Source organism: Amycolatopsis sp. NPDC102522 (genome assembly GCF_055584485.1).
On sequence record NZ_JBVJLY010000001.1, the window covers coordinates 341,977 to 364,186 of the forward strand.

Genomic DNA, 22,210 nt, shown 5'->3' on the forward strand with positions numbered 1-22,210 from the left:
CGTCGCCGATCTCCGGCAACGACCCCACAGCCATCGCCGACTTCCGGCAACGACCCCACAGCCATCGCCGATCTCCGGCAACGACCCCACAGCCATCGCCGACTTCCGGCAACGACCCCACAGCCATCGCCGATCTCCGGCAACGACCCCACAGCCATCGCCGACTTCCGGCAACGACCCCACAGCCATCGCCGACTTCCGGCAACGACCCCACAGCCATCGCCGACTTCCCGGATCTCGACTGTCGACACGAGCGCTGGTTGATTCAGGCCTGGCCTGCCGAACGAGAACCCGGCATCTCACAGGAGACGGATGTCGTGGCGGGAGGAGACGTTCAGCTTGCGGCGAACCTTGACCACGTACTCCTCGACCGTGCGTCGGGAGAGGAACAGGGCTTGGGCGATGTCGCGGTTGGTGTGGCCGCCTGCCAGAAGGCGGGCGACATCCTGTTCACGCGGGGAGAGTTCGCTGCCGTAACCGCGCCTCCCGCGGGGTGACGGGGTGGCCGTGCCGGTGCTGCGGGCGCGGTGGCGGCAACGGGCGGCGTCGACCGTGGCCCCCAGGGAGTCTGAGGGGCTGGGTCAGCGCTTCGAGCACCGCGGCGTCGGTGAGGGTTTCGCCCTCGGCCTGCTCGGCGAGCTGGGTGGCCCGGTAGGACAGACCCAGGTCCCAGTGCAGGTCGATCGCTTCCCGGTAGAGCCTGCCTGCCTCGTCGCGGTCGTTCGTGGCCGCGGCCAGCCGCGCGCGGCAGGCGGTCAGCCCCGCTTGGGCCAGCGGGGCGTCGACCCCTCGCAGGCCAAGGGCTGTTTCCGCGACAAGCAGCCGTGCGGCGTCGACGTCGCCGACTGTCAGGTAGTAGTCGACGGCCTGGGGCAGGATGTCGCCGGATCACACCCAAGCGCCTTTGCTCCGCAGCATCACCACGCCGCGTTCCACGTGTTCCTCCGCCGCGTCGGCCTTGCCCCGGCTGAGGAGCATGCCCGCCATCCCTCCGGCCGCCGAGATCCCCACCGGGAAGACCTGCGCCGTCGGGAACGAACCCGTCGCCGCCTGGAAGGCTTCCTCCGCCCGGACCCACTCGCCGCGTGCCGCCGCCAGCCAGCCTCGCGTGAGGTACAGGTCCGTGGTCAGCAGCAGGTCCGCATAGGTCTCGATCAAGCTGTCGACGCGCTGTCCCATCACCGCGACGGACAGCACCGGCAAGGCCGGAACCACGGAGTACACCCTCACGGTCCGATGATCCCCGGACCGGCGGGTCCCTGATCCGGAGCACCGCCAGACCCTGGAGCCCGTGACCGCCCGAGCGGTCGCGGGCTCCGCGTCGGCGATTCACGACGGCACCATCGACGGGGATGAACGAGCACTCTCGTCGGGAAGTGATCAGCCATCGGTGGGGCTGCCTCTTCAGAGGCGTTCGATGTGGTCGGCCTGCGGGCCCCGGTCGCTCTGACGCACCGCGTACCGGACCCGATCACCCTTCTGCAGCGGCTCCGACCCCATGATCACGGACACGTGGGCGAAGAGATCGTCGCCGCCTGCGTCCGGGGTGATGAAGCCGAAGCCGCGTTCGCCGTCGTAGCGCGCGACGACGCCCTCGCCGCCTCGTACGGGCACGTCCCGCGCCGCCGGCCCTGCGGCCGCGGCAGGTGCCGACCGCTGCGGCGCCGTCTGGGGCTCGGTGCCCCGGACCAGGTGCACGTCGCGGGCCTGCGGGCCCTTGTCTCCACTGGCCACCTCGTAGGCGACGCGGTCGCCCTCCGCGAGCCACGTCAGCCCCTCGGCCAGGGCCCGGGCGTGAACGAAGACGTCCCCGGCGCCGGAGTCGGGGTTGATGAAGCCGAAGCCCTTGTCCTCGTCGTACCAGGCCACCGTGCCGTCGGCACCGTCCGCGATACCAGCCGCAGCGGGTGAGCCGGCCCCTGCTCCCAGCGGGATCACGTGCCCGGCCTGCGGGCCGCGCTCGCCTTCGACGATCAGGAAGGCCACCCGCTGCCCCTCGGTGACCACTCCGCCGGTCACGATGGCGGAGCTGTGCACGAAGATGTCGGCGCCGCCGCCGTCCGGCGACGCGAAGCCGTACCCCTTGCCCGGCTCGTACCAGTTGACGGTGCCGAGCAGGCCCACGGCGCTGCCGGTGGCCGCATCGGCGGTGACGCGAACGCGCAGCGCCTGGGGCCCGCGGTCGTTCTCGCCGACCTCGAACACGACGGCCTGACCCTCGCGGAGCACTCTCGCGCCGTCGTCGTCGACGATCTCGGAGGCGTGCACGAACACGTCCGGCGAGCCGTCCTCGGGCGCGAGGAAGCCGAAACCCCGTTCGGCGTCGAACCAACGGACGGTCCCTTGCGGCATAAAAGGCTCCAGGTCGAGAGGGCGGGCACTGGCCCCCAGTCTCTCTGATAGACCTCCGGTCCGTCGGGCCGGGCCCACAGTCGGGCGGTGCGGAGCCAGGGGCGGGCCGTTGGTTCACCTAGCGACACGCCGAGTTTTGAGACCAGGTCTTGTCACATGACCTGCCCCCCGATCGCTTGGATCATGGCGAGGCGGCCTGGTCATCGAGCGTGGCCAGCCCCTCCCGCGCCTCGGAGACCACAACCTGTTCCCAAGGAGCGGCGTCAGCGAGGGCACGCCGGAACCACTCCGCTGCTCGCGGATCGTGTCCGTCGCGGGCGATGAGGCCGAGGGTGACGCAGATCCGAGGCAGGACCTGCGACGTGCCGAGCCGGTCGTCCGAGCATTCGTCGAGCGCGGTGGTGGCGAGGCGCCGCGCCTCGGCCAAGTCACCGCGCCGCCGTGCGACCTCGCCGAGCCCGCGGTGTACCTCGGCGACGATCTCCGGCGTACCGGTATCCCCCGCGAGTTCGCCGGCTTGGTGGTAGTCGGCTTCGGCCATCGTGAATTCGTCCGCGCGGACGTGGCATCCGGCTCGCTGGCACAACAGGATCGCCTGATCCGCGGTGCAACCGAGCCGGGAGGTGAGCGTGATGGCCTCGGTCAAGAACGCCACCGCCGCCGAAGGTTCGGCGAGGGCCGCCTGCGCGGACAGGGTCAGCACGATCCCCCACCGCTCACCCAGCGCGCGAAAGCCACGCTGCGCGTCGGCCAGCGCGGTCTGCGCCGTGACGGCGTCTCCGCTCGCGAGCGGAACGAACGCCTCCCCGAAACGCAGCAACGCGCGGCCCCAGGGGGACGCGCCGAACAGCCGTTCGTGCGACACCGCGGGCCGGTGCCCGGGCTCGGCGAGCCTGCCCCAGAACAAGAAGAACAGAGGATGTTCCGCCGGACGGCCGAGTTCGCCGACGAGCGACTCGGCCATGACCAGCCGCGTACGCCGGTCCGAAGCGCTGGGACGCTGGGTGGCTTCGACGAGCAGGCACAGTGCGTACAGCTCACGCTCGTCGGCAGGTGGCGTCTCCCCGGTGGCCGCGAGAAGTTCACCGGCGAACCGCGCCGCGAACGCGCGACTCCCGCGCAGCCACCGATAGGCCGACAGCCCGCCGAACAGCCGGAGTGCCTGGGCTGGGGAGTCGCGCAGCGCCCAGCGTGACGCCGTGTTCAGGTTGTCGCGCTCGGCGTCGAGCAGCCGAAGCCACTGAAGTTGTTCCCTGCCAAGAAGATGCGGCTGAGCCTCTCGGGACAGCCGCAGGAAACAGGACAGGTGCGCGGCCTGGACAGCGTGCTGCTCACCGGACTCCGCGAGCTGCTCGGCACAGAACTCGCGAAGGGTGTTCGACATCCGGTACGCGGGTTCGGTGCCGTGCACGCGCTCGAGCAGGGACTTGTCCGCGAGGTCCGCGAGCGCTTCGGCATCCGCCGACGGTCCGCAGACCTGCCCGGCCGTCCCGGTGGTGATCCGGCCGGAGAACACCGCCAGCCGCGCCGCCAGTCGTCGCTCGCGGGGTTCGAGCAGCCGCCAGCTCCAAGCCACCGCCGCTCGCAGCGTGCGGTGGCGGGGTTCCGCGGCGCGGCCGCTTCGGGACAGGAGGGCGAATCGATCGTTCAGGCCGGCCGCGAGATCGGCCAAGGGCAGCGCGCGGACTCGGGCCGCGGCGAGTTCGAGCGCCAGCGGCAGGCCGTCGAGAGTCCGGCAGATCCGCAGCACGAGGTCGACGTTGGTCTCGTCCACGGTGAACCCGGGAAGCCTCGCGGCGGCCCGGTCGGCGAACAGCCGGACGCCGGAATGGTCCAGTGCGGCGGCTGCCGTGCTGCCCGTGGGTGGCAGCGGAAGGGGCGGCACCGGGCAGAGCAGTTCGCCGGTGACGTCGAGCGGTGCGCGGCTGGTGACGAGGATCCGCAGGCCTCCGCAGCTGGTGAGCAATCGCATCACCAAGGCCGCGACCTCGTCGGCGAGGTGCTCGCAGTTGTCCAGCACGAGCAGCAGCCGCCGCCAGGCCAGCGTCCCGACGAGGCGGTCGATGACCGGGAGGCTTCGTTCGGTCGCGGTCAACGACGTTTCATGCAGGCCTACGGCGTCGGCGACGGCTTGCACCACCTCGGTGCCGTCAGTCAAGGGCGCCAGTTCGACCCACCGGGCATCGCCCTCGCGGGCGGCTGCTTCGAGAGCGAGCCTGGTCTTGCCGATTCCCCCGGGGCCGGTCAGCGTGACAAGCCTGGCCCGAGCCAGCAGGTCGTGAACGTGGTCGAGTTCTTCGCCCCGCCCGATGAACGTCGTCAGCGGGGCGGGCAACGGCGGTGCCGGGATGACCTCCGGATCAGCGGTCAGAATCTGATTCTGCAGACGCCGCAACGGTTCTCCCGGGTCGACGCCGAGTTCCCCGGCCAGCCGGGACCGGACCTGCTCGTAGTGCGCCAGTGCCTCGGCCCGGCGGTTGCACCGGTGCAGTGCCAGCATCAGCTGCGCCGCACGGCGTTCGTCGCAGCCGGGATCCGCCACCACGCTCGTCAGGTCCTCGAGCACCTCGGCGTGACGCCCGTGCCGAAGCCGTAGGTCGTCGCGATCGAGCCAGGCCGCCGCCAGCTGACTGTCCACCTGGGCTTGAAACGCGGTGAGCCACGGCGTGTCCGGCAGATCGGCCGGACGCCGGAACGCCTGCCGCACTGCCTCGTCGTACAGGGCGAGCGCCCGGTCGCCGTCGGTCTCGCTGCGGGCTCGTGTGATCAGATGCCGAAATCTGTGCAGGTCCACGGCCATCGGGTCGGCTTCGAGCAGGTATCCGCCCGCTTGTTTGCGCAACTCCACGTCCGCCGCGCCCGCGAGGACCCCGCGTAACCGCGATACGTAGCCGTACAGCGCGGCGCGAGGACGTTGCGGCAACTGCTCGCCCCACACCCGATCGACCAGCTCGTCCGGCGGCACGGCGCGGTTGACGTCGGCGAGGAGCGCGATCAGCACGGCACGCTGACGCGCGTGCCCGATCGCCGCGCGCCTGCCGTCGATGAGCAGGCCCGGTTCGCCCAGCAGCCGGAACTCTGTCCTCATGGCCGAGACCCCCTGCTCCTTCCTAGCCGTTCCCGGAGGACGGTTCAAGGTTCCGCCGAAGGTTTCCCGAAGGTCGTCCGGGCACGGTGGCTCCAGTCGGCCGGCCACCGCGGCCGGCTGTCCTGACGACTCGGAGGTCGCCGAACAATGTCCGAACTGAGCCGCCGTTACTTCCTGGGCGGGACCGCCGCGCTGGGCCTCGCCTCGATCCGGAACGCCGACGCCACCCGGGCGAGGGAAGCGGGATGCCCGCCACCCACCGGACTCGTCACCGTCGTTCCCGGCGATCCACGCTACGAAGACCTGGTGCTGCGCCGGAACAACCTGAGGTTCGAGGCCAGGCCGGCCGCATTCCGGCTGGCGCATTCCACCGAGCAGGTGGTGCAGGCCGTGTCGGACGCGGTCCGCTCCGGGCAGCGGATCGGCCTGCGCAGCGGCGGGCACTGCTACGAGAACCTCACCGGCGAACCGGCGCCGGGAGTGGTGATCGACTTGAGCGGCATGGACGCGGTGTACTTCGATCCGGCACGCCGCGCGTTCGCCGTCGAGGCAGGTGCCCGCCTGGCAGAGGTCTACCGGCGGCTCTATCTTGGCTGGGGTGTCACCCTCCCCGGTGGCGAGTGCGGTTCGGTCGGCGCGGGCGGCCACATCCAAGGCGGTGGCTACGGCCCGTTGTCCCGGCTGCACGGCACGATCGTGGACCACCTCTACGCCGTCGAAGTCGTCGTCGCGAGGAAACCGGGACAAGTCACCGCGGTGGTCGCCACCCGCGATCCCGGCGATCCCCACCGTGAGCTCTGGTGGGCCCACACCGGCGGCGGTGGCGGCAACTTCGGGGTGGTCACCCGATACTGGTTCCGGACGCCGGGCGCGGACGGCGGCGACCCACGGACGCTGCTGCCGAAGCCACCTGCGACGGTGCTCAAAGGCTTCCAACGGTGGACCTGGCCAGAGCTGGATCGGAAGTCGTTCGGCAGGCTCATCCGCAACCACGGCGCCTGGCACGAACGCCACAGCGCCCCCGGCTCCGCCTACGCGAGCCTCGTCAGCTTGCTGTCGATCAGCAAAGGCACCGGGCCGCACGTGTTCCCCGGCGACCTGTTCCTCGCCGCGCAAATGGAGGGCACACGCCCCACAAGCGCGAAAATGCTGAACGACTACTTCGCCGCTGTCAGCGAAGGTGTCGGCGGAAGTCCGGACATCACTCCGGTCGCGATCCCCTGGCTCGCGTCGGCGACGGCGGACGGCCAGAGCATGGCCGGTTCCATCGGCCGTTGGAAAGGCAAATCGGCCTACCTGCGGCGAACGTTCACCGAACAGCAGATCGACACCGCCTACCGGAGGCTGCACACCACCGACCCCGGTGTCGGCCCGGCGATGCTGTGGCTCGGTGCCTACGGCGGCGCGGTCAACACGGTGGAACCGGGCGCGACAGCGCTCCCCCAACGGGACTCGATCTTCAAGGTGATCTACTCGGTCACTCTGCCGGAGCCACCGTCCGATCAGGACACGACGAGCCTCGACTGGATCCGGGCCTTCTACCGCGATATGTACTCCGACACCGGCGGAGTACCCGTACCGGGCGAAGTCAATGACGGCGCGTACATCAACTATCCCGACGTCGACCTCGCCGATCCGGCACAGAACACGTCGGGCGTGCCGTGGCACACGCTGTACTACAAGGACAACTACCCCCGGCTGCAACGCGTGAAATCAACCTGGGACCCCACGGACCTCTTCCATCACCCGCTGTCGATTCGCCCGGATCGGTAGCACGGTGTCCGCGCCGGCCGGCGCTATCGACGGCACCTTGTCGCCCATCGGCTGGTCTCAAGGCGTGCGGTGACCCGATATCGAAACGATCACCATTTGAACCTGGCAGCCGGCGGCGATCTCGGCGGCTTGCGACATGGCGACCAGGCGCGCTCCGCAGAAATCGGGGTGGTGGTCAGCACGGACTCGACGACCACCTCCCTCCGTAGTCCGCTTCCGGAAATGGTTGCCGGCACCGGATTGCCTTCGGCACGACGCCTGCCCGAAAGAACTCGTCCTCGACGATCACGGTCTGATGCGGGAAGACCGCCTCCAGGCTTTCGCGCCCCAGGGAACGGAAGGCGATTTGCGTCACCTCATACGATCAGTGTCGATATGCGGACCCAGTAGGCAATTGTCCGAATCGCGCAGAATCCCACTGGACGAAGTCGTTCCGCATGGAGCGAATGCCACCGAACCTTACACCCACAGGCCTATTGCGATCACCGGTCAATTCGCGCAAAACTACCTGCGCACTTCCTGCGAGACCACGTGCCATCGACCATACCGCGTGCACACGGGGCGAAATAGTTCGAAGACCGCGAGAATACCCGAGACCATTCGAGATCCCTGACGGAGATGAGCTGATTCCGATGCGGAAATCGCGATTCACATCGCTTCTGGCAACGCTGGCAGGCATCCTTATCGCATTCCCGCTTATTTCTCCCTTCGCGTCCGCCTCGCCTGCCACTACCGGCGACCTCGGCGGCATGATGATCCGCGAGGCCTGCCAGGCCGGAGGATTCAAAGACGCCGTGCGTCGCGCCGACGTCTGGTTCTGCACGGGGAACAAGCCCGACCAGGCCATACTGCTCACCAATGTCTGCCGGTGGCAATTCTCCGACCTGGTCGCGGCCGGATTCACCGTCACCGACAACGGCGGCCGGTGCTGGACCAACCCGGCCGCGTACACCGATGTCGGCGGAATCGCCGTCAACCAGTACTGCAACTCCCTCGGATACCCCGACGCCACGGTCGGCGACAACGTCGCGTCCTGGCGGTGCGCCGGGCACGGAACCTCGGTCCCGATCGACTTCCACGCCGCCTGTCGCTGGCAGTACCCGGTCTGGGTCGGCAGAGGGTTCAGCCTGGTCTCGTACTTCAACAGCTACGGCGACCGGTTCGGGATCAAGTGCCTCGCCTTGCTGCGCTGACGGTGACATCCAGGAGCGTGGTCCTGAGTTGAGGTGACGGTCTGTCGCGCTGACGGGCGAAGGCCTCCGGTTGCGAAGTGGAGCTGTCCAGGTACCGCTTCGCCGACCGGAGACCTTCGTGCCCCCACGCTCCGATGTACCGGTATCGGCGGAAGCGGCCGGCCCGTGGGTCCGCTGGCCACAATGCGCTTAAGGCCACGGTAACTATCCGGCTCGACGCCGAAGTCTCCGCGAGAGACTCAGAGGTCGCTCGACAGAGAACTTGAGCCGGGTCGATGTCGGACGTTCGCGGAAACCCTGCGTTCCTGGGGTGGAACCTGGTGGGCGGACTGGTTGTTCACGGCCGGACTGCTCGGAATCGGGCTCGCCGTCACCGCCGGGGTGGGGATGCGGGTCTCCGCCGTCACCGGCACCGTCATGATGGCGCCGATGTGGGTCGCGGAGTGGCCACCGGCTCGCGCCACGGCGGCCGGTACGCCGACCATGTCGACCAATCCGGTCATCGATTATCACCTGATCTACGCCCTCGTCCTGATCGCGCTCGCCGCCACCGCGGCAGGCAATACCTGGGGGCTGGGTCAGCGATGGTCTCAGCTGTCCTTCGTGGACCGGAATCCTTGGCTCCGCCGAGCCTGGCGCACACCGTCGGATTCAGGGTGCGCCGTCGGACGCCGAGCCGTGGTCCAAGCGCCGGTTGGCGTCACCCGTCGCCTCGGTGATCTTCGACAGGAATGCCGTGACGACGCGGAGTTCTTCGGGGTCGGCGGCTCGGAGCGTGGCCGCGATCTCGGCCCCGGCGAAGGCGAGGAACCCGCGAGCGTGCTCTCGCGCGGCGGGGGTCGGGCGCAGGGTGACCCGGCGACGGTCGCTGCTCTCACGGCTGCGCCGGACGTGACCGGCGTCCTCGAGCCGGTTCAGCAGGATCGTGGTGGCCCCGGTGGTCATGGCGATCTGCCGGGACAGCTCCGCCGGCGAGAGCGGCGTCCCCGCTTCGGCGGCCCAGGTGATCTGGCCCAGCGCGTTGGCGTCCGAAGCAGGCAGCCGCATCCAGGCGGCGAGATGCCGGTGCAGTTCGCCGAAACCGATCGCCCAATCCCGAAGCCGCTGCATCACCTCGACCTGGGCCGTCGTCCAGCTCTCGCTCAACGGGTCGACGTCGGCCATGCGATCCCCTTTGCTCCATAGTAGCTTTGCTGTAAAGGTACTATGGAAGCCACTGAGAGGGAACTCGGATGACCACTCGACACGCTGTGGTGTCCGGCGCGAGCATCGCCGGACTCTCGACCGCTTTCTGGCTGCGGCGCACCGGCTGGGAGGTGACAGTGCTGGAGCGGGCGACGGCGTTTCGCGACGGCGGGCAGAACGTCGACGTCCGCGGCGTCGGTCGCGAGGTACTCGCCAGGATGGGCCTGACAGAGGCTGTCAGAGCGCAGAACACCACCGAGACCGGCACCGTCTTCGTGGACGCCTCGGGCGAAGTGCTCGTGGAACTGCCCTCCGACGGCCCGGACGGCGCGACCGCCGAACTCGAAATCCTGCGCGGCGATCTCGCCCACACGATCCTGCGGCAGCTGCCTGAAGGGGTCGAGATCAGTTATGGCGACACCATCGCCGCCGTCGAAGAAGGAGCCGACAGTGTCACCGTGACCACGAAGGCCGGCCGGGTCCTGCGCGCCGACCTGCTGGTCGTCGCCGAAGGCGTTCGCTCCACCACCCGCGACCTGCTCTTCGAGGGCCAGGTCGACCGCCGCGCGCTGGGCATCACCATGGTCTTCGGGACCATCCCGCGCACCACCGACGATGACAGCCGATGGCGCTGGTACACCACTGTCGGCGGACGGCAGGTCCACTTGCGCCCGGACCAGCACGGCACCACACGCGCCATCCTCGCCTGCACCGAGGCCGAAGACCCGACCCGCCTCGACCAGGCCCAGGCACTGGGCCGCATCCGGGACCGCTTTTCCGACGTGGACTGGGAGGCGCCCCGGATCCTGGACGGGTTCGACGCCTCCGACGACGTCTACTTCGACCACCTCACCCAGATCCGCATGCCCGCCTGGCATCGCGGGCGGGTATGCCTGGCCGGTGACGCCGCTTGGTGCGTGACCCCGATGGGTGGCGGCGGCGCCTCGCTCGCGCTCGTCAGCGGCTACGTCCTCGCCGCCTGCCTTTCCGGCGCCGGATCCGGCTCACTCACGACCGGCCTCACGGCCTACGAGGCCTGGATGCGGCCACTCGTCGACGACGTCCAAGGACTCCCCCGCTGGATCAAACCGTTCGCCTTCCCCAAGACCCGGCTCGGCCTGTCGCTGCGCAGGGCAGCCGACAAAGCACTCATGTCACCGGTACTGGCGCCACTGACGGCGAGGTTCACCAGGGTCGCCCACACCGACCGCGCGTTGCCGCCCATCGCGGCAACGGGAACGGCGAAGTGAACCGCGCGGGGCATATCCGACACACCGAGCACCGGGAATCCGAGGCTGAGCATGTCAGCACGTTATTGAGGGGTAAGGCAAACGTGGCGTGCCGTTGAGGTGTGCGCCGAATGTGGCATTGGGGACGGTGAGTGTCCCCAATGCCACCTCTTCACCAGCCCGACACCTTGCCTTACCTCAGTAACCCTGCAGCGAGCGTCCGCGATCAGCTCCGAGCCACCGCTCGCAGTTCGGTCCTCAGTGGACAGTCGTCCGCCGGGAAGGCGTCAGGTGGCGGGCCGCCGGCGGTTGTCCAACGCGTCTCGCCGCACCTGCCCGGTGTGTTCGCTGATCGCGCCGAGGCGATCGGCCAGCTGGAGGTGATCGGCCGTCAGGTGATCTCGCAGGTCGGACAGGGGGGTCAAGAGATCGGCCGCGTCGTTCTCGCCGAGTGCCGTATTGAGCTTGTCAGCCCTTTTCCGGCCTTCCGCGCTCAATCCCTCCAGCGCGCCGGCCTGCCCGGCCAGCTGCCGCAATATCGTCGAATTGCGCCGCGCCCATTCCGAGACCGCCCGGTCGCCGGCGCGCCGATCACGTTCGGCGTCGACGCGCGCTTCGCCTGTCCGCTCGCCACCGTCCGACGGCCGCAGCCGCAGGAACCGGCGCTCCGCCGCTTGACGGCTGGCGACTCCCAACGCCGGAGCCAGCGAAGTCCAGCTGACCCCTTCCGCACGGGCCGCCGCGATCAGCTCCGGTTCCCAGGAGGCGAGCTCCTCACGAATCGCCCGCAAGGACTCCAAAGCGGCCAAGAGCGACTCCGGCTCGACCCTGCCGGAACGGGCAGCCAGCACCACGTCGCACAGGGCACGCACCTGGTCCGCGAGGTCAACCTCAGTCATGTCATCCTTTCAACGACTTGGGTGTTGTCATCGTTTCGATGACATGTTAGAACAGTGGGGCGTGTTGACACCAGACAACGAACCCAGGAGGTGGAACCCGATGTTGATGCGCACCGACCCGTTCCGTGAGCTGGACCGTCTCACCCAGCAGGTGTTCGGCGCCACGAATCCGGGAACCTGGTCCAAACCGGCCACGATGCCGATGGACGCCTACCGCGACGGCGACGAGTTCGTCGTCTGCTTCGACCTTCCCGGCGTCGACGCCGACGCGATCGAACTGGACGTCGAACGCAACGTCCTGACGGTCAAGGCGGAACGACGGCCGATCCCCGGGAAAGACGTCCAGATGCAGGTTTCCGAACGCCCGCTGGGCGTCTTCTCCCGTCAGCTGTTCCTAGGCGACGCCCTCGACACCGACCGCATCACCGCCGGCTACGAGGCCGGGGTGCTGACCCTGCGCATCCCTGTCGCGGAGAAGGCCAAACCGCGGCGCATCCGGATCAGCGGTTCCGAGACCGATCGCAAGGAAATCAAGGCCTGAGAGTCGCGCCCGTGGTGGGGCCGGCCGGTCACCGGTCCCACCACGGGCAGCCGCGGACGAAAGGACACCCCGTTGATCGCGACGCTCGCCTCTCCGGCCCGTTACCCTGTCCCCGCCGCGCTTTGGGACTATCTCGCCGAAGTCACCGACGCTCTCGGGATCGGGCTGGAATCCTGCGCTGTCGACCACGACAGTCCGATCTCGGCCTACGTCGCACTCGACGGCAGGCTCCCCGGCCACCCCGATCGGGACATCGCCCTGCTCTGGGACGAGGTCCACGGCTGGGCGATCGCGGTCGAGACCCACTCCGGCGAGGACCTCATCGTCGTCTGCTACCTCGGCGGAAAGACCATCACCCCGACAGCGACCCGAGTCGCGCGATTCGTCCAAGCCCTCCGGAAAGGCGATCGTTGCGTCGGACAGCTCACACCACCGCCGCTCCGAATCGCGCCTGACCGCGCCGACCTCGAACGCTTGCTCGATCGGCGTACTCGAGCGACAACGGATTCCCGATCCTGCCGCGTCCCGCTCGTTTCGGCGCCAGGCAAGGGGGTATCCGGGGATCGGACATGAAAGAGACCAGCTCCTGAGGAGGCGTTTGATGAGTACGATCACCAAATCCGTCGATGTCGAGGCGCCGGTCAGTGACGTTTACAACCAATGGACACAGTTCGCCGAGTTCCCGCGATTCATGGAAGGCGTGGAGCGAATCGAGCAGCGTGACAACACGCACACCCGCTGGACCATCAGCATCGCCGGGGTCACCCGTGAATTCGACGCCACCATCACCGAACAGCATCCGGACGAACGGGTCGCCTGGAAGTCCGACGACGGCCCGAACCACGCAGGTGTCGTCACGGTGCACCGCCTCGATGACCGGCACACCCGGGTGACCGTCCAAATGGACATCGATCCGGAAGGGTTCGTGGAGAACGTCGCCGACAAGGTCGGCATCCTCGACCGCCGCGTCCAAGGCGACCTCGACCGGTTCAAGACCTTCCTCGAAGACCGCGGCGGCGCCGAGACCGGCGCGTGGCGTGGCGATGTGGGCCGTCCCGGACAGTCCTGAATCTCGCCACCGGCCTGGGGCGTCGCCCACGACAGGGCGAGGCGGTCGGCCGGTTCTCCCGATCAGCCGCACACACCATGGGGCCGGGTCTCCGTATCAGGGGATCCGGCCCCAGCCCTGTGCCGGGCTTCCCGGAGACGGGGCGGACAAGGCGGTCCGCGGCAAACGGAGGTATTCCGATGAACGAACACAGGACTGGAAGGTCTTTACGACCGGTGGTGCTGGTCATCGCCCTGGTCCATCTCGTACTGGGTGTACTGGGCTTCTTCTTCCTGCCGGAAGCCAACCAGACGGGAGAGAACACCATCTGGATCTTCAGCGCCACCGGCATGCTGAACATCATCCGCACCGTGATCGGCGTACTGGGATTGGCGGCGCTGCTCAAACCGGGGGCACTATATGGCTACTGCTGGATGATTTTCGTGGCCTTCGCGGGTTTGACCGCGTTCGGCGTCCTTTCGGCCGCGACTTCCTCAGCCGGCGACGCGGTGAACTTCAACTGGGCCGACAACGTTCTTCACGCGCTGACGGCGCTTTCCGCGCTCGTGGCCGGCATCGTCATCGCTCGCGGTCCGGACCGGAAAGGCACCAAGAGCCGGGCGGACGTTTGACTCGACGCCGACAGGCCGCAGCGACTGGCCTGCCGACCAGATCTCTCAAGGCCGGAAGCGCCGTCACGGTTAGGGATTGACCTGGTGGACCAGGCGAGAAGTTCTTCCTTCGCATGACAGAAAAGGGCCTTGGCGCGGGTCATCGCCTCACTCGAGTGGTGGCATATGGCTATCGGTGTGACCAAGGCGCGCTACGAGCAGGCTGGAGCCGCCGCGGCAATGTGCGTAGTGGCCGACCCGTCGGCGGGTGCCGACCGTGCACCCCCGAGCGAGGACATGAACGAACCCCAGAAACCGGTGGCGTTCGCGGACGGGCTGAAAAAGGTGTGCACAGCCTGCCGCGACACGATAGACCACGTCGACGCGGTCGGATTGACTCTCGTCACCAACGCACACGCTCGGATCAGCCTGGCCGCCGCGGGACGCTTGGCCCGGCTGGACGAGCAGTGGGAATTCACCCTGGGTGAAGGGCCCAGCCTGCACGCGTTCCGCGAGCGCCGGCCGGTGCTGGCCCCTGATCTGAGCGATCCGGTACAGATCGTGGACTGGCCGGTCTTCGCCAACGAGGCCGCGGAGTGGGGCTTGCGGGCGGTCTTCGCCTACCCGGTATTGCTCGGCCCCACCCCTTGGCGGTGTTGACGCTCTACCGCGGCAGCCCGGGTGCTCTGTCCCCGGTCGGTCAACGGCTCGCCGGAGTGACCCCGGCACAGCCGCGCCTGAACGGCCGTCCCCGTGATCGGCGCCATCAGGCGATGAGCATCCTGGACATCCGGGCGATCGGAACCGCGTGCGCTGCGGGCACCGCGGCCAGCACAGCCCGGGGCATACTCGCGTAAGCGGCTTCTGCGGGGTCCTGCACCATCACCGTCCCCCCTGCCCGGGACACCGATGCCGCCTCGGTCAGAAGAAAACGGTCAGGTGGGGCCACGATGATCGTGTTCGGTTCCAGCGGCATGCCATCCCGCGCATGCCGCGCCGGTAGCGGGCCCGCCCAGGACAGGATCCGCGGCAGAGTACTGACCGCGGTGGGCACGGTGTGCACGGTCACCAGGACACAGGCACCCAGATCACGTGGCAGGCCCGCTACCAGCTCTCGAAGCGGGGGAATGCTGCCGGCCGAGCCGCCCATGGCCACCACCCGTACGCCCATGAGAAACCGGGTTCCCCGACCAGGGACAGGCAAACATGGCCGAGCGCCAGAACGCCTGCCGTCCCTGGTCCCCGGAAGATCAGTGCCTCGTGCCTCGCGGGGAGAACCGGTTCGCGGGTGAGCACTTCTCAGAACTTCTCCAAGGCCTCGGGTTTGTGCACCGCTTCCCCGCCGCTCTTGTCACTGCGGACCAGATACTGAGGCTCCTCCGGCGAAGCTCGCACGGTGCGCCCGGCCGCCTCGGTGTCCGAAGTGATTTCCGAGAGTACTTCGCCTTCGCCCTGCCCACCGTGACTGTTCCAGCGGACCCTGTCCCCCTTGTGGAAACGCTGTCCCATGACCATCTCCTTCTCGCAGCCGGATTCCCGCCGTCGGGTACCCCATCCGGAGGGAGGTCACACTCAGGTGCGGTCGACGAGGTGGGCGATCTCCTCGATCGCGCGCCGGGCCTCGGGGATCGACGCGAGCATCCACGCGGGGATCATTCCCGCGTACTCGTGAGGCGCAGCCACGCGAGGAGCGACCTGGCCGTGAAGCTGGTCCTAGACCTGGTCACGGGGCACCGTCCGATGCCAGTTTCGGGAGAACGTCCTTCGCTCTCCTTCGTAGCCGTCGAGTTGGGCGTCGATCACGAACTCGGTGGGAGTGCAGGACACCCGGGTGCGGGTTTCGGACCTGGCTTCCCAGTCACCGCGGGCGAAAGTCATCGACCACGCGGTTTCCGCGACCGGGGAGCAGAAGTCGTCGGCCTTCCACGAATACGTCTCGAACACGTTCCTCGTGACGTCGAGATCGATGTCCTCGAACCGGACCTTGCCTTCGTTCTTCACGATTTCGAGCGCGGACCGGTAGTCGACCAAGTCGCGCGACACGGTCCACCGCTGCTCCCCCGGCTCGATCTGCGTCGCGGACAAGGGCTCCGCGCCCTCAGGCTCGCCGAACGGGCGCGCCGGGACCTCGTCCGCTTCGGCGATCGGCCGCACCGGCAGGGTGAGCACGCTCTGTCCGGTGTGGACGGTCACCCTCGCCGCTTCCGGCGGCGGCCAGGCCAGCGGCCAGTACGACGACGAGATCGACAGCCGGATCCGGTGCCCGGCCGGGAAGGCCTGCGCGACGGCGTTGAGTTCGACCCGCACTCGATAGCGCTTGCCCGGTTCCAAGGGCTCCGGGTCGTCGTGCCCGTCGCGGTGGGTCAGATTCAGCAGGCCGTAAGTTACGCGAGTGGCCCGGCCGTCCGGCGCGACGTCGGACAGCCGGACGGCGACCTGTGCCACCGGCTTGTCCGCCGAGACCTCCAGATCCACCACCGGCGAGCCGAGGATCTCGCACGGCTCGGTCAGTTCGTCGGTGTCGAACACCAGCGAACCGCCGTCCTCTTCACGCTGGTCGTACGGCAGATCAGGCGGGGCGCTGTAGGACGCCCACTTCCCCGCGAACTGACCGACGGACAGCGGCGATTCCACCGCCAGCTTCTCCGCCGGGACCTCCTCGCCGGGGCGGGCGATCCGGTGCCGCACCAGGCGATGCTCGGACGGGTGCACATGTGGTGAGGGCCAGGACGGCTCGCCCACCCAGCGGCCGGGCCGGTCCTCGTACGACGTCGAAGGCGGCACGCTGTCCTGCATCCAGGTCTGAAGCATCGGCCCGTCCATGACGCCGTTTTCGACGTCCTTCAGCCAGTGATCCCACCAGCGGACGAGTTCCTGCAGGTAGCCGATGGCGGGCCCCGGCTGCCCCAGATGCGGGTACCTGTGCGACCAAGGCCCGATGAGGCCGCGGCGCGGGACGTCGAGATTGGCCAGCAGCCGGGAAACGGCGTTGGAGTAGCCGTCCGCCCAGCCGCTGGAGGCGAGCACAGGCACCTGGACGTCGCTGTAGTTCTCGCAGACCGACGCGTGCAGCCAGTAGTCGTCACGGCGCTGGTGGCTCAGCCATTCGCCCGCCCAGAGGGTGCAGTTCTCCAGCCGTTCGTGCCACAACTCGCGCCACCGGTCCCCCGCCAGCGCCGGATCGGGCGGCAACGTGGCGTAGGCGAACATCGTGGACGCCTCGGCGACGTTGTCCGACAGCAGGCAGCCGCCCATGTAGTGCATGTCGTCGGCGTACCTGTCGTCGGTGAAGGACGAGATCGCGATCGCGGCCAGGCCGGGCGGCTTGCGCGCGGCCACCTGCAGCGCGGCGAACCCACCCCAGGAGATCCCCATCATCCCGGTCCGGCCGGTGCACCACGGCTGCTCGGCGATCCACTCGAGGACCTCTTCCGCATCCTGCTGTTCCCGTTCCAGGTACTCGTCGGCGAGCACACCCTCGGATTCCCCCGAACCGCGGATGTCCACGCGGACACAGGCATACCCGTGCCCCGCGAGATAGGGGTGGTGGACCGAGTCCCGCACCGAAGTCAGGTCACGATGCCGGTACGGGATGTATTCGAGGATCGCCGGGACCGGCTCGGTGTCCGAAGCGATCGGACGCCAGACCTTCGCCGAGAGCCGGACGCCGTCGGACATCGGGATCCAGACGTGGTCTTCCCCGGTGATCTCGTACGGTAGCGAAGCCACCGTCCGCATGCGCTATCCCTCCTCGAATTCGAACCGCAGCGTTTCCACGCATCGGCGGTATTTGGCCTTCATCTCTCGCTCGGTCTGCGCGGCGACGAAGAGGTGGGCGAGTTCGTAGCTGTAGCTGTCCTGTTCGGGCAGCTCCGAGAGCCGGACACCTTCCTCCGCCACCACATCGATCTTCACCCCCGGGATCTCCGACCGCAGCGTGGCGATCTCCGCGCGCGTGGGCACCCGGGTGACGAGCGCGTCCTCGAAGCGGCGGTAGTACCACTTGCCCGCGATCTGATAGTCGCCCCGGCGCCGTCGTTCGCCGGGATCCTCACCGAGGCCCAGCCGCAGCATGATCTGGTGGTTGGCCACACCATCGACGTACTCGAAGAGTTCGGCGTGCGACTGCGAATGCCGCGGGTTGATCTCCAGCAGGCACACCTGACCGGACTCGGGATGACAGAAGAACTCGATGCTGAACGTGCCGTTGTCGTAGCCGATCCGCTCCATCACGCGGACCGAGATCTCCGTCATCCGGCGGACGACGTCATCGGGCAACTGCGACGGGTACTGATGTCTTTCGAAGCAGGGCGAGCCGTCGTAGTTGATCGAGTCGAGCGCACCGTACACGGTGACATGTCCATTGTGGACATAACCTTCGGTCGCGGCCTGCACTCCGCTGAGCTCACCTTCCGCGAGGCACGCGGCACCGCCCGCGTCGGCCACCTCCGCGGGGAGTCTGACCTTGCCGAGGACGAGATCGAAGGGATCACCGACCCGCCCGACGCCTTCCCGGATCTCGGCGACGGCCTTGTGGAACTCGGCTTCATCGCCGACATGAAAGGCCAATTCGGACGAGAACGACTTCACAGGCTTGAGCCACATGGGGTAGTCGACTCCGTCGGGCGGCCGCGGGGACTCTTCGTCCAGATCGACGATCCCGAACGCGGGCACCTCGTCGATCACCTTCGCCTGTTCGAGGCGGCTCCAGTACTTGTGCTCGCATTTCAGCACGGCTTCGAGCGGCACACCGGGCAGGCCGTACTTCTCGCACAGCATCGCCACCATTGTCGAGGAAGGAAAGTCCCAATAGCTGACGATCGCGTCGATGGAGCCGTCGAAAGCGTCCAAGACCGCTTGCGCCTTTTCCATGAGTTCGATGATGCGGATTTCTCCGTGCTGGAGTTCTTCGACTGTCAACAAGGGATGGAAGTGGTACTTCTCCGCGCCCGGCATGCGCCGCAGTACCTCTTCGTTGCCCTCGTCGAGGCCGATGACGAAGATGTTCTTCTCCGGAGACCTGGGGGCTCTGTTCATGGCCGATGACTACCCGTTCGAGTGAACGTGAAAACCCGGCCGGTGCTGGTTTGCCCGCGCGTCCATACGGGAATCCGGGCGCCATGAACGAGTTGCCCGGCACACGTTCCCTCTGGCTCGACACCGCTCCCGCCCCCGACAGGACCGGCACGCCGTTGCCTCCGGAAGCCGACGTCGTCGTCTTGGGTGGTGGCATCGCGGGACTCACCACGGCCCACCGGCTGGCGAAGGCGGGCCGCTCCGTGCTGGTCCTCGAAGCCGGACGTCTGGCGGCGGGCGTCTCCGGGCACACCACCGCCAAACTCAGCACCCAGCACGGGCTGAAGTACGCCTTGCTGGCCAAGACCAAGGGCACCGAGGCCGCCGCGACGTACGCGTACACCCAGGCAGCCGCCCTGGACTGGATCGCCGCCACGTCGGCCGAACTCGGCATCGACTGCGGTTTCACGCGTGCCGACAGCTTCGTCTACACGACCAGGCCCGAAACCGTGGAAAGCCTTGAGCGTGAAGCGGAAGCGGCCGCCGAAGCCGGGCTGCCCGCCACCTACGTCACCGACGTGGACCTCGACGTCCCGGCACTCGGCGCGGTCAAATTCGCCGCACAGGCCCACTTCCACCCGCGTCGCTGGCTGCTCGGTCTCGCCGACGAGATCGAGCAGGCAGGGGGCACGATCGTGGAAGGCGTCCGAGCCGAAGGCGTCGACGAACTCGGCGGAACGAGGGTGCGGACCAGTAGCGGCGAGGTGCGGGCAGGCGAAGTCGTGGTGGCGACGCACTATCCCGTGTTCGACCGGGGCTTGTACTTCGCCCGGCTCGATCCGGTGCGCGACCTGGTGGTCGCCGGCCCGGTCGAGGGAAACCGCCCTCCGCGAGGAATGTACCTCGACGCCGACACCCACCACTCCGTCCGGAGCTACCTCAACGACGGCGTCCCTTACGCGATCGCGGGCGGCGAGCATTATCGCGTCGGCGATTCCGTCGACGTCGAAAGCCGTTACGAACGCTTGGCTTCCTGGGCGGGCGAACACGCCGGGGTGCGACGGGTGACGTATCGCTGGTCCGCGCATGATCTGTCCACACTGGACTCCGTGCCTTACGTGGGGCGCTACCATCCGGCGAGCCGTCACCTCTGGGTCGCCACCGGGTTCGGGCAATGGGGCATGACCGGCGGGACCGCCGCCGGTCTCCTGCTGGCGGACCTCCTGACCGGCCGGGACAATCCGTCGGCGGGTTTGTACCACCCGAACCGGTTCGACCTCCGCTCCGCGCTCTCCACCGTGGAGAACAACGCCACCGTGGCAAGGTTCCTGGTCGGCGATCACCTCAGCGCGTTACGGAGGCCCGATTCCTTGGAAGACCTCGTTCCCGGCGAGGCCAAGGTGACCCGCGACGGCGGAGAACTCGTCGCCGCCTACCGCGATCCCGCCGGGGAACTGCACGCCGTCGGCGCCCATTGCACCCATCTCGGCTGCCTGGTGGCGTTCAACAACGCGGAAAAGACCTGGGATTGTCCCTGTCACGGCTCGAGGTTCGGCCTCGACGGCTCGGTGCTCCAAGGCCCGGCCGTGCGCGCGCTGCCGAAGAAGGGCGCACGGTGACGCCAGGCAGCCGCCGACGGGGATGTCGCGGTGTTGCGAATGCTGAGCGAGGAGACGGTTCCGCACCCGTAGATCGGGTACTCAGCGAGCATGACCACGATCGACCGCACGATGGGCGCGACGCTGCCCGAGATCCGCGGCCCGCTCTCGTCCGCCGTGGTGGACACCTTGACGAGCGGGCACCGCGATGACTTCGACCTGAATGCCGTCCTCGACGCCGACCCGTTCGGCGAAGACCTCCAGCTGGCATTGCACGTCTGCTACGAACTCCACTACCAAGGGTTCGCCGAGGTGGACGACGGCTGGGAATGGGACCCGCGCCTCCTCGGGTTCCGCGCCGCGTTGGAGAAGGCGTTCCTCGAAGGCATCCGCGCCGCCGTGCCCGGTGGGGACGACGTCGAGGCCCTGCTCGACGAACTGCTGATCGAACCTGTCGACGGCGAAGGTGTCTCACACTTCCTTCGTGACAAAGGCGAATGGTGGCATGTCGAGGAGTACTTCGCCCACCGGTCGATCTACCACCTCAAGGAGGCCGACCCGCACGTGTGGGTGATCCCGCGGCTGCGCGGCCGGGCCAAGGCCGCGCTGGTGGCCGTCGAATTCGACGAGTTCGGCGGCGGACGGGCCGATCAGGCGCATTCACGGCTGTTCTCCGATCTGCTGGCCGGCGCCGGCCTTTCACCGGGCTACCTCGCCTACCTCGACCACGTTCCGGCCCGCACGCTCGCGACGGTGAACATGATGTCGCTGTTCGGCCTGCACCGCGGTCTTCGCGGGGCGCTCGTCGGGCATTTCGCCGTCACCGAGATCACCACCGGTCCCTCGGCCCGGCGGATGGACGAGGCACTGGGCAGGCTCGGCGGGGCGGCCGAATGCCGCCACTTCTACACCGAACACATCGAGGCCGACGCCGTGCACGAACAGGTACTGAGGCACGAGGTCATCGGCGACCTGCTGGAGCGGGAGCCGGAACTGGCCGCGGACATCGCTTTGGGCATCCAGGCCACCGAGCTGCTGGAAAACCGGCTGACCGAGCACCTCCTCGGTGCCTGGTCGGCCGGCGATACCTCACTCCTCAGACCGTTGCACCCCTTGCCGTGACCGGCGGCGGTGGCTGGTGTCGCAGAACGGATAGCACTTGCTGCGACGGCAGGCGCAGAGCGCGACCACGAAGCGATCGGACGTCACCGTTTCACCGTCCGGCGTGACGACCTCGACGGGCCCCTCCACCAGCAGGGGCCCGCCCGGTTCGATCCGGACACGGGTCCTACGGCCGGCCGGCACGGATCACCACCGGCTTTTCGCTGCGCTGCCCGCTGATCGTGGTCATGACCCCTCCGATACGCCGTGGATGTCGTTCATGGCTACCCCGGTCGTGCGGCGCCAAACGTCCACAGTGGCCTGCCGAACCTGGGTCAGGGCAGATCCAGGGCCCGAAGGACGAAGAAGCCCGCGACGCCCACGACGAAAATCCCGATCACGATGAGCGTGATCACGGCGGGCTTGCGCGAGGGGATCGGCTGCGGATGTGACAGGCCCGAGGTCTGCCCGGCGTCCGGTGGGGTGTCGCCGGGGCGTACGGAGCCGCCAGGCTCCAAGCCTGGCACGTCCTCTGGCTCTGGTCCGGGTGTGGTCATGTGTTCACCGTGACAGACC

Annotated in this window: 22 protein-coding genes and 1 pseudogene; 11 read left to right on the forward strand and 12 right to left on the reverse strand. The window is 68.3% G+C overall.

The window, feature by feature from the left end:
- Positions 1-299: 299 nt before the first annotated feature.
- The 4 genes from ACZ6YV_RS01215 to ACZ6YV_RS01230 all read right to left on the reverse strand — a co-directional run bounded on the left by ACZ6YV_RS01215 (position 300) and on the right by ACZ6YV_RS01230 (position 5,440).
- The gene (locus ACZ6YV_RS01215) at positions 300-563 is read right to left on the reverse strand and encodes a response regulator transcription factor (RefSeq protein WP_465508499.1); all 264 of its coding nucleotides are present in this window, start codon (positions 561-563) and stop codon (positions 300-302) included.
- Between the two features lie 325 nt (positions 564-888).
- Positions 889-1,230 (reverse strand): hypothetical protein, encoded by a 342-nt coding sequence (locus ACZ6YV_RS01220; RefSeq protein WP_465507749.1) that lies wholly within the window; start codon positions 1,228-1,230, stop codon positions 889-891.
- Between the two features lie 174 nt (positions 1,231-1,404).
- The gene (locus tag ACZ6YV_RS01225; RefSeq protein WP_465507750.1) at positions 1,405-2,352 is read right to left on the reverse strand and encodes a cold-shock protein; all 948 of its coding nucleotides are present in this window, start codon (positions 2,350-2,352) and stop codon (positions 1,405-1,407) included.
- Between the two features lie 181 nt (positions 2,353-2,533).
- Entirely contained in the window at positions 2,534-5,440 is a 2,907-nt protein-coding gene (locus ACZ6YV_RS01230; protein WP_465507751.1) for a BTAD domain-containing putative transcriptional regulator, read from the reverse strand.
- A gap of 147 nt (positions 5,441-5,587) precedes the next feature.
- Between ACZ6YV_RS01230 and ACZ6YV_RS01235 the strand changes: the two genes are divergently transcribed.
- From ACZ6YV_RS01235 to ACZ6YV_RS01245, 3 genes and pseudogenes are all read left to right on the forward strand, one after another.
- Positions 5,588-7,213 (forward strand): FAD-binding oxidoreductase, encoded by a 1,626-nt coding sequence (locus ACZ6YV_RS01235; RefSeq protein WP_465507752.1) that lies wholly within the window; start codon positions 5,588-5,590, stop codon positions 7,211-7,213.
- 749 nt (positions 7,214-7,962) lie between these two features.
- The gene (locus tag ACZ6YV_RS01240; RefSeq protein WP_465507753.1) at positions 7,963-8,406 is read left to right on the forward strand and encodes a hypothetical protein; all 444 of its coding nucleotides are present in this window, start codon (positions 7,963-7,965) and stop codon (positions 8,404-8,406) included.
- Between the two features lie 262 nt (positions 8,407-8,668).
- Positions 8,669-9,033, forward strand: a pseudogene (locus tag ACZ6YV_RS01245) (hypothetical protein); the annotation flags it as partial.
- Positions 9,034-9,057: 24 nt separating this feature from the next.
- Here the strand turns inward: ACZ6YV_RS01245 and ACZ6YV_RS01250 are convergent.
- The gene (locus ACZ6YV_RS01250) at positions 9,058-9,570 is read right to left on the reverse strand and encodes a MarR family winged helix-turn-helix transcriptional regulator (protein WP_465507754.1); all 513 of its coding nucleotides are present in this window, start codon (positions 9,568-9,570) and stop codon (positions 9,058-9,060) included.
- Positions 9,571-9,638: 68 nt separating this feature from the next.
- Between ACZ6YV_RS01250 and ACZ6YV_RS01255 the strand changes: the two genes are divergently transcribed.
- The gene (locus ACZ6YV_RS01255) at positions 9,639-10,841 is read left to right on the forward strand and encodes an FAD-dependent oxidoreductase (protein WP_465507755.1); all 1,203 of its coding nucleotides are present in this window, start codon (positions 9,639-9,641) and stop codon (positions 10,839-10,841) included.
- A 266-nt stretch (positions 10,842-11,107) separates the two neighbouring features.
- Here the strand turns inward: ACZ6YV_RS01255 and ACZ6YV_RS01260 are convergent, their stop codons facing one another.
- Positions 11,108-11,719 carry an HSP18 transcriptional regulator gene (locus ACZ6YV_RS01260; RefSeq protein ID WP_465507756.1) on the reverse strand — a complete coding sequence of 204 codons (612 nt, stop codon included), beginning with the start codon at positions 11,717-11,719 and terminating at the stop codon, positions 11,108-11,110.
- 100 nt (positions 11,720-11,819) lie between these two features.
- Between ACZ6YV_RS01260 and ACZ6YV_RS01265 the strand changes: the two genes are divergently transcribed.
- The 5 genes from ACZ6YV_RS01265 (at position 11,820) to ACZ6YV_RS01285 (ending at position 14,579) form a co-directional block, all read left to right on the forward strand.
- Positions 11,820-12,260, forward strand: a complete 441-nt coding sequence (locus ACZ6YV_RS01265; RefSeq protein WP_465507757.1) for an Hsp20/alpha crystallin family protein — start codon at positions 11,820-11,822, stop codon at positions 12,258-12,260.
- 72 nt (positions 12,261-12,332) lie between these two features.
- Positions 12,333-12,833, forward strand: a complete 501-nt coding sequence (locus tag ACZ6YV_RS01270) for a DUF6292 family protein (protein ID WP_465507758.1) — start codon at positions 12,333-12,335, stop codon at positions 12,831-12,833.
- Positions 12,834-12,861: 28 nt separating this feature from the next.
- Positions 12,862-13,329, forward strand: a complete 468-nt coding sequence (locus ACZ6YV_RS01275; protein ID WP_465507759.1) for an SRPBCC family protein — start codon at positions 12,862-12,864, stop codon at positions 13,327-13,329.
- Positions 13,330-13,544: 215 nt separating this feature from the next.
- Positions 13,545-13,940 (forward strand): DUF4383 domain-containing protein, encoded by a 396-nt coding sequence (locus ACZ6YV_RS01280; protein WP_465507760.1) that lies wholly within the window; start codon positions 13,545-13,547, stop codon positions 13,938-13,940.
- A gap of 165 nt (positions 13,941-14,105) precedes the next feature.
- Positions 14,106-14,579, forward strand: a complete 474-nt coding sequence (locus ACZ6YV_RS01285) for a hypothetical protein (RefSeq protein ID WP_465507761.1) — start codon at positions 14,106-14,108, stop codon at positions 14,577-14,579.
- Positions 14,580-14,685: 106 nt separating this feature from the next.
- Here ACZ6YV_RS01285 and ACZ6YV_RS01290 read toward each other — a convergent pair whose 3' ends face one another.
- The 4 genes from ACZ6YV_RS01290 to ACZ6YV_RS01305 form a co-directional block, all read right to left on the reverse strand.
- Positions 14,686-15,090, reverse strand: a complete 405-nt coding sequence (locus tag ACZ6YV_RS01290; protein ID WP_465507762.1) for a chemotaxis protein CheB — start codon at positions 15,088-15,090, stop codon at positions 14,686-14,688.
- A gap of 128 nt (positions 15,091-15,218) precedes the next feature.
- On the reverse strand, positions 15,219-15,428 hold the full coding sequence (locus ACZ6YV_RS01295) for a hypervirulence associated TUDOR domain-containing protein (RefSeq protein WP_465507763.1): 210 nt from the start codon (positions 15,426-15,428) through the stop codon (positions 15,219-15,221).
- Positions 15,429-15,632: 204 nt separating this feature from the next.
- A complete protein-coding gene (locus tag ACZ6YV_RS01300; RefSeq protein WP_465507764.1) occupies positions 15,633-17,657 on the reverse strand; it encodes a CocE/NonD family hydrolase in 2,025 nt (674 codons plus the stop codon).
- A gap of 3 nt (positions 17,658-17,660) precedes the next feature.
- The gene (locus ACZ6YV_RS01305; protein ID WP_465507765.1) at positions 17,661-18,956 is read right to left on the reverse strand and encodes an ATP-grasp domain-containing protein; all 1,296 of its coding nucleotides are present in this window, start codon (positions 18,954-18,956) and stop codon (positions 17,661-17,663) included.
- Positions 18,957-19,039: 83 nt separating this feature from the next.
- Here ACZ6YV_RS01305 and ACZ6YV_RS01310 point away from each other — a divergent pair, with 83 nt between their 5' ends.
- Both ACZ6YV_RS01310 and ACZ6YV_RS01315 read left to right on the forward strand, forming a co-directional pair.
- Positions 19,040-20,554: an FAD-dependent oxidoreductase gene (locus ACZ6YV_RS01310; protein WP_465507766.1), complete on the forward strand. Its 1,515-nt coding sequence runs from the start codon at positions 19,040-19,042 to the stop codon at positions 20,552-20,554.
- A 90-nt stretch (positions 20,555-20,644) separates the two neighbouring features.
- Positions 20,645-21,655 (forward strand): iron-containing redox enzyme family protein, encoded by a 1,011-nt coding sequence (locus ACZ6YV_RS01315; protein ID WP_465507767.1) that lies wholly within the window; start codon positions 20,645-20,647, stop codon positions 21,653-21,655.
- Here ACZ6YV_RS01315 and ACZ6YV_RS01320 read toward each other — a convergent pair.
- The gene (locus ACZ6YV_RS01320) at positions 21,623-21,838 is read right to left on the reverse strand and encodes a CDGSH iron-sulfur domain-containing protein (protein ID WP_465507768.1); all 216 of its coding nucleotides are present in this window, start codon (positions 21,836-21,838) and stop codon (positions 21,623-21,625) included. The genes ACZ6YV_RS01315 and ACZ6YV_RS01320 overlap by 33 nt on opposite strands.
- A gap of 131 nt (positions 21,839-21,969) precedes the next feature.
- Positions 21,970-22,191: a DUF6480 family protein gene (locus ACZ6YV_RS01325; RefSeq protein ID WP_465507769.1), complete on the reverse strand. Its 222-nt coding sequence runs from the start codon at positions 22,189-22,191 to the stop codon at positions 21,970-21,972.
- Positions 22,192-22,210: the final 19 nt, after the last annotated feature.

Excerpts from the sequence above, each read along its gene's own strand:
- ACZ6YV_RS01225 (WP_465507750.1), bottom strand. The coding sequence starts at position 2,352 with ATGCCGCAAGGGACCGTCCGTTGGTTCGACGCCGAACGGGGTTTCGGC.
- ACZ6YV_RS01265 (WP_465507757.1), top strand. The coding sequence starts at position 11,820 with ATGTTGATGCGCACCGACCCGTTCCGTGAGCTGGACCGTCTCACCCAG.
- ACZ6YV_RS01285 (WP_465507761.1), top strand. The coding sequence starts at position 14,106 with ATGGCTATCGGTGTGACCAAGGCGCGCTACGAGCAGGCTGGAGCCGCC.
- ACZ6YV_RS01275 (WP_465507759.1), top strand. The coding sequence starts at position 12,862 with ATGAGTACGATCACCAAATCCGTCGATGTCGAGGCGCCGGTCAGTGAC.
- ACZ6YV_RS01300 (WP_465507764.1), bottom strand. The coding sequence starts at position 17,657 with ATGCGGACGGTGGCTTCGCTACCGTACGAGATCACCGGGGAAGACCAC.
- ACZ6YV_RS01325 (WP_465507769.1), bottom strand. The coding sequence starts at position 22,191 with ATGACCACACCCGGACCAGAGCCAGAGGACGTGCCAGGCTTGGAGCCT.
- ACZ6YV_RS01230 (WP_465507751.1), bottom strand. The coding sequence starts at position 5,440 with ATGAGGACAGAGTTCCGGCTGCTGGGCGAACCGGGCCTGCTCATCGAC.
- ACZ6YV_RS01235 (WP_465507752.1), top strand. The coding sequence starts at position 5,588 with ATGTCCGAACTGAGCCGCCGTTACTTCCTGGGCGGGACCGCCGCGCTG.
- ACZ6YV_RS01255 (WP_465507755.1), top strand. The coding sequence starts at position 9,639 with ATGACCACTCGACACGCTGTGGTGTCCGGCGCGAGCATCGCCGGACTC.
- ACZ6YV_RS01310 (WP_465507766.1), top strand. The coding sequence starts at position 19,040 with ATGAACGAGTTGCCCGGCACACGTTCCCTCTGGCTCGACACCGCTCCC.
- ACZ6YV_RS01240 (WP_465507753.1), top strand. The coding sequence starts at position 7,963 with ATGATGATCCGCGAGGCCTGCCAGGCCGGAGGATTCAAAGACGCCGTG.
- ACZ6YV_RS01290 (WP_465507762.1), bottom strand. The coding sequence starts at position 15,090 with ATGGGCGTACGGGTGGTGGCCATGGGCGGCTCGGCCGGCAGCATTCCC.
- ACZ6YV_RS01250 (WP_465507754.1), bottom strand. The coding sequence starts at position 9,570 with ATGGCCGACGTCGACCCGTTGAGCGAGAGCTGGACGACGGCCCAGGTC.
- ACZ6YV_RS01295 (WP_465507763.1), bottom strand. The coding sequence starts at position 15,428 with ATGGGACAGCGTTTCCACAAGGGGGACAGGGTCCGCTGGAACAGTCAC.
- ACZ6YV_RS01315 (WP_465507767.1), top strand. The coding sequence starts at position 20,645 with ATGACCACGATCGACCGCACGATGGGCGCGACGCTGCCCGAGATCCGC.
- ACZ6YV_RS01305 (WP_465507765.1), bottom strand. The coding sequence starts at position 18,956 with ATGAACAGAGCCCCCAGGTCTCCGGAGAAGAACATCTTCGTCATCGGC.
- ACZ6YV_RS01260 (WP_465507756.1), bottom strand. The coding sequence starts at position 11,719 with ATGACTGAGGTTGACCTCGCGGACCAGGTGCGTGCCCTGTGCGACGTG.